The 10,805-nt window shown below is 49.7% G+C and carries 5 protein-coding genes and 2 pseudogenes; 1 reads left to right on the top strand and 6 read right to left on the bottom strand.

Annotation, left to right across the window (positions count from 1 at the left end):
- Positions 1-250: 250 nt before the first annotated feature.
- The 6 genes and pseudogenes from lepB to murC all read right to left on the bottom strand — a co-directional run bounded on the left by lepB (position 251) and on the right by murC (position 7,456).
- Complete coding sequence (gene lepB, locus ACR0QT_RS07920; protein WP_432630277.1) at positions 251-901, bottom strand: signal peptidase I; 651 nt, start codon at positions 899-901, stop codon at positions 251-253.
- Between the two features lie 132 nt (positions 902-1,033).
- Complete coding sequence (locus ACR0QT_RS07915; protein WP_177978386.1) at positions 1,034-2,206, bottom strand: ribose-phosphate pyrophosphokinase; 1,173 nt, start codon at positions 2,204-2,206, stop codon at positions 1,034-1,036.
- 331 nt (positions 2,207-2,537) lie between these two features.
- Positions 2,538-3,530 (bottom strand): ATP-binding protein, encoded by a 993-nt coding sequence (locus tag ACR0QT_RS07910; RefSeq protein ID WP_432630276.1) that lies wholly within the window; start codon positions 3,528-3,530, stop codon positions 2,538-2,540.
- A gap of 191 nt (positions 3,531-3,721) precedes the next feature.
- Positions 3,722-4,384: pseudogene (locus ACR0QT_RS07905) on the bottom strand (DnaD domain protein); the annotation flags it as partial.
- A gap of 1,089 nt (positions 4,385-5,473) precedes the next feature.
- Positions 5,474-5,695, bottom strand: a pseudogene (locus ACR0QT_RS07900) (DnaD domain protein); the annotation flags it as partial.
- A 381-nt stretch (positions 5,696-6,076) separates the two neighbouring features.
- Positions 6,077-7,456 (bottom strand): UDP-N-acetylmuramate--L-alanine ligase, encoded by a 1,380-nt coding sequence (gene murC / locus ACR0QT_RS07895; RefSeq protein ID WP_432630275.1) that lies wholly within the window; start codon positions 7,454-7,456, stop codon positions 6,077-6,079.
- Positions 7,457-7,945: 489 nt separating this feature from the next.
- Between murC and ACR0QT_RS07890 the strand changes: the two genes are divergently transcribed.
- Positions 7,946-10,801 carry a transglycosylase domain-containing protein gene (locus ACR0QT_RS07890; protein ID WP_432630274.1) on the top strand — a complete coding sequence of 952 codons (2,856 nt, stop codon included), beginning with the start codon at positions 7,946-7,948 and terminating at the stop codon, positions 10,799-10,801.
- Positions 10,802-10,805 lie beyond the last annotated feature (4 nt).

The raw sequence follows: 10,805 nt of genomic DNA, 5'->3' as shown, positions 1-10,805 counted from the left end.
TATCACAAACTTTCTCAGGAGGGGAGACAATCCCCTTCTGAGTTATACGCTCCGCGAGGATGCGCAGTGATTTTGATAAGAAGATGTCAGCAGAGCTGACCAAAATCACGCGCCAAGTCTCCGCGAGCGTCGACTTGAACCACATAAAAAGCGGATACAAAACAGATTTTCAAAATCTGCTCGGTATCCGCTCTCTCATTTTTTAATTTTTAGCCTGCGATCTTATAACGCACCCAATGCACTTAACGCACTACTTGAGCATACCCGGCTTCGGGAAGTATCGGAACAATACTTTCGCAATGATCTTTTCCCGCTTCACATAGGTATTCTGCCATCTGCGCGCATCCAGCGAATAGTTTCGGTTGTCTCCCATCATAAAATAGGAGTCCTCCGGCACCTCAAAGTGCATCGCTGGCTCAGGCTCCATCGGCTCGCGAATGTACGGCTCATCCATCGGCTCACTCGAACCATTCAAGTAAACCTTTCCATCCACAATGTCGATCGTGTCCCCGGGCATACCGATGATTCTCTTCACATAGAAAATCTTCTCATTGTCCGGGAAACGGAAAATCACAATGTCGCCTCTCTGCGGATCTTCAAACTTGTAGCTGAGTCTCGAACCGATCACGCGGTCTCCCGTCATAATCGTGTTCTCCATCGAACCGCTCGGCACTTCGCTGTTGGCAATAATAAATGTATTCAGCGCCCACGCAATCACAGCCGCCGAGACAATGATTTTCAGCCACTCCCAGACTTCACGTTTCCAGCTCGTCTTCTTCTCGTCATGCGGAATATCCCAGTTCTCAGGAGCTTCCGGCTGTCCATCTACTTTGTTCTCCTCGCACTCCGGCTCGTTTGGCTCTTCGCCCGGAAATTTCTCTTTTTTTCTGTCTTCCTTCATTTCAGTCAAACCTGCTTTCCGGCGCTGATGTCTGATGTTTCCCTGTTTGCACTGTTCACAAATCCTGCAAAATCCTGCAAACAGGGACCTGATTCGCTCTGTCTCACTGACACCTTCTCTTTGGACTTTCGCCTATTTACTGCGATACTGCTCCAGAAGACGATTGATTCGCTTCGTCGGATTCAACAGCTCGCTCAGAGAATCGTCGTGATTCAGGTTATCGATAATCAGCGCAATATACTTGCTCATATCCACATTGATATAATACGGACGGGACAGAAGCTCCGGAGTCTGGTAAACGAGGTTCGTCGTCAGAATCCGGTCAATGATTCCGTTCTCATAGTACTCATCAAACTTTGCAAGACCATTCGTGAACAGACCAAAGGTTGCACAGATGAAGACTTTTCTTGCCTTTCTGCGCTTGAGCTCCTTTGCAACATCCTGCATGCTCTCGCCGGAGGAAATCATATCGTCAACGATGATGACATCCTTGCCCTCTACGCTTGAGCCGAGGAACTCGTGAGCAACGATCGGGTTGCGTCCATTGACAATCTTCGTGTAGTCACGGCGCTTGTAGAACATACCCATGTCCAGTCCAAGAACGTTTGCGAAGTAGACAGCACGACCCATTCCACCCTCATCCGGGCTGATAACCATCATGTGATCGCTGTCGATCTGAAGATCGGTCTCAGTCTTGAGCAGATACTTGATGAACTGGTAGATCGGCTGAACCGTCTCAAATCCCTTCAACGGAATCGCATTCTGGACACGCGGATCATGTGCATCAAAGGTGATGATGTTCTCAACGCCCATGCGGGTCAGCTCCTGAAGAGCAAGTGCACAGTCAAGAGACTCTCTGCTCGAGCGCTTGTGCTGACGGCTCTCATAAAGGAACGGCATGATGACATTGATACGGCGTGCCTTTCCCGTCGTTGCTGCAATGACACGCTTCAGATCCTGAAAATGATCGTCCGGAGACATGTGATTCGTCATTCCGCACAGAGAATAAGTCAGGCTGTTGTTGCATACATCCACCAGGAAATACAGATCATCACCGCGGACAGACTCCTCAATCGTTCCCTTTGCCTCACCGGAACCAAAACGCGGGGTCTTTGCCTCAATGATATAGGAATCTTTCTGATATCCTGCAAATGCGATTGTAGACTTGTGCTCGCTCTCCCGCTCCTTGCGCCATTCTACCAGCCATGCGTCAACTTTGGCGCCCAGCTCAGCACAGCTCTTCAGCGGAATCAGGCCCAGCGGGCCAACCGGAATGGTCTCAATGGTTTTCTCTTCGTAGATCATTTCATCCTCCATATATAATGTGAAAAACGCGATCGGAATCGTTTGTGTTCACACGTTCCGCAAACCGCGTTCTCGCAAGGTGATTAATTGCTTCGTTTACTGTTCAGTTCCTTCACAGTCACGAGCAAAAATCCATTGAAAATTGCCTTCGGCAATGGGATTTTTGCTTGCCAGCCCATATTTTCGTACGGTCAGCGCAGTAAATGCGCAGACCTACTGAACAGTTACTTAATTTCTTTTTTCTTTTTTTTCGCAATTATTAACGTATCCTTTATAACATTATGCACCGTTGAAGTCAAGCCAATCACGGAAACTTTGCCTTTTTTCTATGTCACACGGATGTCATCGTTTTTTTCACGCGGATGTCCCCGCCGTAAAGCGGAATCATCATATAGCTACTCATAATCCTCGAGGTCACGCGGTCTGAGTAGGTATCCCGCATCATATCCATCGACAGATTCGTCGAGATGATCGTGCCTTTCTTGCGGTTAATTCTTTCATTGATGCAGTAGAAGAGCTGAGAGGAAACAAACGTATTGTTGACCTCGGTTCCAAGGTCGTCGATGATCAGCATCTCACACTCCAAAATGTGACGGTATGCCTCCTCACAGTCCTCCTCCGCGCCCCGGCTAAACTTATATTTGGAAAAGATCTCAAACAGATCCGGCGACGACAGATAGATCACCGATACATACCGATCCATCAGCGCCTTTGCAATGCAGTTTGTCAGAAACGTCTTGCCGACTCCGGTGCTTCCCGTAAACAGAATGTTCTGTCCACTGTTCGGAAAATTCTCCGCGAATTCCTGACACCGTTTGACGACGAGTTGCATGTAAGAGAGCACCGTGCGGTTCAACCCCGGAAGCAACTGCTGATCGTCGTAATAGGCAAATGTCAAGGTATTAAAATTCTCACGCTTCAAAACTTCCTCAATATTCGACTGCGCATAGAGAACCTGAAGCCGTTTTCTCTCAAAACAGTGACAGCGATGCCCGTTCGCGTAGCCGGTATCCTGACAGTCCCGACAGCGGTATTTCATCTCCATGTAATCTGCCGGATATCCTCCCGCTGTCAAAAGGATCTGCTTCTGCTCTCTTAAATCAGAAAGTTTTCTCCGGAGTGTCTCGCGCGCATTCGGGTCTCCGTGCAACGCCATTCGCGCACACTCTGCCCCGCTCCCCGCAATCTCCTGATCGAGTTTTTCGATCTGGGGAATCCGGCGGTAAACCTCCTGAACCCGCGCGTCTCTCTCGACCCTGTCCTTTCTCTGCTGTTGCTCATACTCCCGCATCAGCGCATTGTACTGGGAATTGCTCAGTGCCATCTGTCACTCCTCTCACTTTCTCTTGTTTTGCTCGTTGTTCTTGCTCGTTGTCTTACTCTTTGTTTTATTCTTTGTCTTATTTTTTGTCTTGCTCTTTGTTTTTTCAGCTTTTTCTTTTCTAACCGTTTTCTTTTCCAGCGTTTTCTCTTTTCTGGCTTTTTCTCGGCTCTCTCTCAGAATAGTGGGACTTTCTACTGTTCTCCAAGCCAGCCCTTCACCTGATCGAGCACCAGAGAATCATAGTCTGTGCTTCTCTGCTCGAAATTATGAAAGCGGTTGACCGGAGCCTTCACCGTCGCCCTCGGACTCTGGCGGTTCTGCGCACTCTGTGTTGTCCGTCGTTTCTCATCGATCTGGTTCACATCCTCCATGCTCTTCACGCCGGCCTCGCGCCAGTCCGAGAGAATCTTATCGGCATACCGGAAGCTCGGCTTGTGCGTGGCTTCCATCGTTCTTCTGCATGCCTCGATGACAAGTTCACGGGAAAATCCGTAGGTCTTAAACCATTTCTCAATCATCTCCCGCTCCCCGTCTCCGGGTTTGCGATCATTCAAACCGAAGGCGCGCATCACGGCAAACGAATCCTTCGTAAACCCAGTCGAGTACGCCTTCGCCTCCTCGACGGTCTGAAATCCCTTCTCATGCCAGTTCATGCCGACAGCCTCAATGTAGCGCACGCTCGTGTGACCATTCTGAACGCAGTACTCGACGAGATACTCAAGCATCTCCGCCGACAGGTGAAGTCCCTCATAGAGGTTCGCAAAAATATCCACATCTCTCGGTGTAAAAATTCGATTCAAATATCTCTGCGCAATGTAGAGAAGCTGGGAGAATTCCTCATCATTCTCAAGCTGAGCACTCAGGGATTCTTCCTCTTTCTCAGTCTCCTTTGCGCCTTCTTCCTCCGGCTTTGCAGACAGGAGACTCGCGATAAGCGGATCTGTGCTCGCCGATCCCTCTGAGGCAATCGGCACCGCATCCCGGATTCTCGGCTCTCGTCCCCAGATTCCGCTCGTTCTCATTCCCTCTCCGGCATTAAAATTTTCATACTCCGGCTCAACAGCAGAAGGTTTCTCTGTCTTTTTCGTTTTCGCCTGACCGTTCTCCTTCGTCTCTTTCTGACTCTGCGCTTTCGAATTCTGCTCTTCCTGCTGATTGATCAGATCAATCAATTCCAGTTGAACCATCTGGGTTGTCTGATCGTTCTGACTCGTCTGACCTGCCTGACTGATCTGGCTTAACGGTTCCATCTGAGTTGTCTGATTGATCTGAGTTGTCTGATTGATCTGGGTTTCTTTCTGATTTCCCTGGGGTGTTTGGATTGTCTTATTCAACGTCTCTACCTGCGTCTGCTGATTTTGCTGACTGATCTGGCTCAGCTGGTTCAAGAGATTCTGCTGGCCCACCCGTCTCTCTTCTTCCACTACCGGACGTTGATTTTCCTGCTCCTTCAGCGAAGTTGAGGTTGCCTCCTCCTGTGCCGAAAGCTGAGACTCCACCTCAAGTCCTCGTCTCTGACCGATGACTCTTGCGCTGTTCTCTCTCACCTGCTCAATCGGCACCTCTCCAAAGAGTGCAGAAAGACCGCCAAGCGAAGGGCGCGCCATCTGAAATCCCCTCGTCCCGAGTGTAAACTTTCCATTTTCCTGACTTGCACCCTCAGAACGACTTGCACCTGAGACTGGAACTGCCTGAGATGCCTGATTATCTATCTGAGGATTCTGCGCGTTCTGCACACTCTGAATCATCTGCAAGACCTCTGAATTGCTTCCCGCTCCCGCACTGCGCTCCCGCTCCGGAGGTTCCTGCTCCTCAGACGCAAAGAGATCCTCCATCGTGAGCACTGCACTCTTTCTCGCTCTGGATGAAGATACGCTCTTTGCCCCGCTCTTTCTCGCCGAGATTGTCGCATTCTTCGGACCTACAAGCGCAGTTGCCCCCTTGACTGCACCGACTTTCTGCCAGTAGAGCACAGCCCGCTTCACATCCGCCTCCGTGTGGTTAAGAGCATCCGCAATGGTTCCGACATCCAGTTTCTCGGAGGCGTGACGAAGCAGATAGAGATATACTTTTACATACTCTCCATTCGCATCCGCCATATATCGGTCTATAAATTCATTTGCAACCATCGTTGCCTCTATCTGAAACTTGCACGTCAAATCCATTGTCTTCTCAGTCCTTTCCCGTATCGGTTATCTCGTCTTTTCTTCCTTGATTTTCCATATTTTTCTAAGGGCAACACGGGTCTGGCACCTCGATGCCAGACCCCATTTTTAAGCCCCGTAAATGCTACAATTTTTATTTTTTTTAGTGTATCACATCTTGAAAAAAAAAGAAATAGGAGCACTTATCCACACTCTCGATTGTGGATATTGTGGATATTGTGGATAACTTTTTTGAGATTCCCAAAAATCATAGGGAAAAAGCCCGAAAACCCTTGTAAATAAAGGGTTTGTAGAATTTTTAGACATTATGTTATGTAAATTAAATAATCCACATAATCTCCGGCACCGAAAAACCGGAAATTATGTGGATTTTGTGGATAACTACTTGCCGAGGAGCTTTTCCCCAACTTTTACAACGTCTCCGGCACCCATAGTTATCAACAAATCGCCGGTGGAACAATTTTCTAAAATAAATGTTTCAATTTCGTCGAAAGTCTCGAAATAATGAACCTTCTTGCCCATTTTCTCCAGTCTGTCCGCAATATCCTGAGAACTGATGCCTAAAGTATCCGTCTCTCTCGCCGGATAGATCTTCGCTAAAATCACCTCATCGGCACCGCTGAGAGCCTCTGCAAACTCATCTAAGAACGCCTTCGTTCTCGTGTAGGTGTGAGGCTGGAAGACACACCACAGCTTTTTGTGCGGATAATTCTTTGCCGCAGAAAGCGTCGCAGAGATCTCCTGCGGATGATGTGCATAGTCATCGATGATTGTGATTCCACAGAGCTCTCCCTTTTTCTCAAAACGGCGATCAGTTCCGGTGAAGGCTTTCAGACCTACCGCGCTCTCCTCCTCGCTGATTCCGAGTTCCTTTGCAACTGCGATTGCAGACAGGGCATTGTATACATTATGCTCTCCCGGAACACTCAGGGTGATCCGTCCCGCCTTCTGTCCTCTCTCAACGAGGGTGAACGACGGACGCGCATACTCATCATAGGTGATGTCATCGGCGCTGTAATCGCTCTCAGCGCTGTGTCCAACCGTCACGATCCGGCATTTAAGACCTGCGGTCAACTCCTGATAATTTGCGATGTCACTGCTGATGACGAGGAGACCATTCTCCGGAAGTTTCTCAGCGAACAGGCGGAACGAATGGCGGATGTCATCGAGATCCTTGAAGAAGTCGAGATGATCTGCCTCCACATTCAAGATAACCTCGATTGTCGGGAAGAAGGAGAGGAAACTGTTCGTGTACTCACAAGCCTCTGCGACAAACAGATCGGACTTTCCGACACGGATATTTCCTCCGATCGCGTGGAGAATCCCTCCAACCGTGACGGTCGGATCTTTCTTTGCCTCCAGCAAAATCTCTGTGATCATCGAGGTCGTCGTCGTCTTTCCGTGCGTTCCTGCAACTGCGATCGCCTGACCGTAATTCTTCATGATCTGGCCGAGAAGGTCTGCACGAGTCATCATCGGAATTCCCCGTCTCTGTGCCTCCTGAAACTCCGGGTTGTCCGGGTGTACCGCTGCCGTGTATACAACAAGCTCCACCTCATCCGTGATATTCTCTGCGCGCTGTCCATACATGATTTTTGCGCCGTGGGAAGCAAGCTGATCCGTCAGCTCCGACTCGTGTGCATCTGAACCGCTGATATGAAATCCTTCCTCGAGAAGAATCTCAGCAAGTCCACTCATGCTGATTCCTCCGATTCCGATAAAATGTACTGCCAGCGGTTTTTTGAAATCTATCTGATACATATGAAATGTCCTCTTCTTTCCTGATTCTTTTTGACTGGAATTAATAAAAAGATTATTTTCATCAATTCCAGTCAAATTTCTTCATCATTTTCATTGTTTTCTTACTTTGTTTTTCTATTTGATTTCACCTATTTTTTTACTTCCTTTTGAAAAGAAAGTCAATGTTTTTCTTTGTTTTCCTCGTTTTTGTACCGTTTTCTTTCATTTTGTATTATAATACCTCTGTACTTTGTAAGTAACTGTTCAGTAGGTCTGCGCATTTACTGCGCTGACCGTACAAAAATATGGGCTGGCAGGCAAAAATCCCATTGCCGAAAAGTGCTGTGTGCCAGTGGCACACGTTTAGCACCGATCGAAGCGGAGCGAAGACAGTTTCAATGGATTTTTGCCCGTGACTGTGAAGGTGCTGAACAGTTACCTTTGTAAAACGTAACTGTTCCAAATCCTTACAGTCCCTGCACATTCCTGTATTTCAACGAGGTATATTTTATGAAAAACAACAGCACAAATCAGTCACCACACGGCGAGCAACGGCCACCAAAAAAGCTCTCAAGAATTCCTGCAAGCATCCTTGGAATCTTTGGCTGGCTTTTTAATGGCATGTTTCAGATCCTGGCAAGCGTCATGATCGTCGGTGCGCTTGTGGCGCTCCTCATTTATGCAAAAGTCCGTCCCGAACTGGATCACTGCCGTTCCGTCGCCTACGACAAACTGGCGCAGATGCAACGCTCTGATTTCAGCATGCTCTCGGACACGGAAGTCTACGACAAGGATGGTCGCCAGATCGGTCTGATCAATGCGGGACATTACGAGTATGTTCCGATCAACCAGATCAGCATGAACATCCAGAACGCCTACATTGCTCAGGAGGACCGGCGATTTAAGAGCCATTCCGGTGTCGACTGGATTGCAACCTTCCGCGCAGGACTCTCCCTTGTAAAAAATAAGGGCGAGATCAAACAGGGTGGAAGCACGATCACCCAGCAGGTTGTGAAGAATACCTACCTGACGCAGGAGCGCAGTTTCACGCGAAAGATCGTGGAAATTCTTCTTGCACCGGAGATCGAAAAGAAATACTCCAAGGCAGATATCATGGAGTTCTACTGCAACACAAACTTCTATGGTCACCACTGTTACGGAGTCCAGGCGGCAAGCCGGTACTATTTCGGAAAAAACGCGGAGGATCTGCAACCTTACGAGGCCGCCGTTCTCGTCGGCATCAGCAACAGCCCTTCCGCCTACGACCCGGTCAAGCACCCGGAGGAATCCCTGAAAAAACGAAACGACGTTCTTTTGAGCATGCTTGAGGTCGGAGATCTGACTCAGGAACAGTACGATTCCTACACGGCTCAGCCACTAAACATTGTTCAGGAAGAGTCTGAGGGAACCGATGAGAATTATCAGAGCAGTTACGCGATTCACTGTGCAGCTCTCTATCTGATGTTTCTCGACGGATTTGAGTTCCGTTACACCTTCTCCGACAAGGATGACTACAAGGCGTACATGGATGCCTACCAGACGGCATACAACGATAAAAACGATGAGATTCGTTCCGGCGGATACCGGATCTACACCTCGCTCGACAGCCAGATCCAGGCGGAGCTTCAGGTCGAGATCGACAAGACACTCGCCTCCTACACCGAGCTTCAGGACAACGGCAAATTCGCGCTTCAGGGAGCAGGAGTCATCGTCGACAACCAGAGCAACTACGTCGTTGCGATCGTCGGCGGACGCGGTACCGAGGACATTTACAACCGCGCCTATTTAAGCGCCCGCCAGCCGGGAAGTACGATCAAACCGCTCCTCGACTATGGTCCAGCCTTCGACACCGGCGAGTACTATCCGGCGCGCATCGTCAACGACCACAAGTGGACCGACGGTCCTTCCAACAGTGGCGGAAAATACTTTGGAAACGTGACGGTTCGCGAAGCCTTAAACCGAAGCCTCAACACCGTCGCCTGGCAGGTGCTCTGTGACGTCGGCGTCGAGTACGGACTCAACTATCTTGGAAAAATGGAGTTCCAGAAACTCTCCTACATCGACAAGAGCGCCCCGTCCATCAGCATCGGCGGTTTCACAAACGGTGTCCGCATCGTCGACATGGCGAAGGGATACAGTGCACTCGCAAACAACGGTGTATACAATGACCGCACCTGCATCGTAAAGATTGAGCACGAGCAAAAAGGCGAGCTGACAAAAGATATGAAGGAACACGCAAACCGCATTTATCAAGAGGATTCCGCCTTCATGCTGACCGACATCCTCAAGGGTACGATGACCGAGAGCTACGGAACCGGTCGCGGTCTCGCACTCGCAAACGACATGCCGTGTGCCGGAAAAACCGGAACGACAAACAGCAGTAAGGACACCTGGTTCTGTGGATACACCCGCTACTACACCACGGCTGTCTGGGTCGGCTACGATACCCCGCGCGCGATGCCGGGTGTCTATGGAAGCACATATGCCGGAAAAATCTGGAAAAATGTCATGGATCAGATTCACATCGGCAAAGAACCTCTCGACTGGGAGATGCCGACGACGGTTGTCGAGCAGGCAGACAAGAAGACCGGCATCGTCGACTACATGAGCACGACCGCTGACCTGCGCGCCGAGCAGAGTCTCCACGATAAAGAACAGCAGAAGCTCGTTGAGGAACTCACGAATTCTGTCACCGCCTTTGAGGACAAGACGATCGAGACCGTCGAGGATACCTACTGGGTGAAGAATCAGTACACCTCCCTTCTCGCAAAGATCAATCAGGTTGACGAGGGCGAGGAGCGCGCTGATTTTCTTGAGCGCGTGGAAAAGAAGTATGACACCTTCACTCCGGTCATCGCAGACATGAAGGATACGATCGACCGCTACGAACAGCAGAAGGCAAGAGAGAAAGCCGACGCCCAGAAGAAAGCCGAGGAGGAGGCTGTGAAGAAGCGCAAAGAGCTCGAGGCAGAAACGCGCCGTCAGGATTTCCTGACTGCCCTTCAGGATGTCGAAAATCTGGAATATCAGGCTCCAAACGCCTCCTCGTTGATTCAGACCGCAATCGACAAATTGCCGGAAGTTCAGGATCTCGACAAGGCAAAGGAGTACAGCGACCGCTTAAACAGCGCGATCGCCCGCGTCTCCACACTCCCGACTGCAAGCCAGTGGCAGAGCATGCAGGCTCAGAAAGAACGCGAGGAAAACGCGAAGCAGGCTCAGGATCAACAGCAGATCGGCAATGAGCAGACGAAGCTCGAACAGTCGCTCCGTCAGGAATCCCGCAAATGGAACACCAACAGTGGTCAGACCGGTGGACCCGGAGTCACAAGCTCCACCGTCACTGCAAACCCGGATGAGAATTGAAAGG

Source organism: Brotaphodocola sp. (genome assembly GCF_050873365.1).
GTDB lineage: Bacteria > Bacillota > Clostridia > Lachnospirales > Lachnospiraceae > Brotaphodocola.
This window is presented reverse-complemented; position numbering and strand designations above follow the sequence as displayed.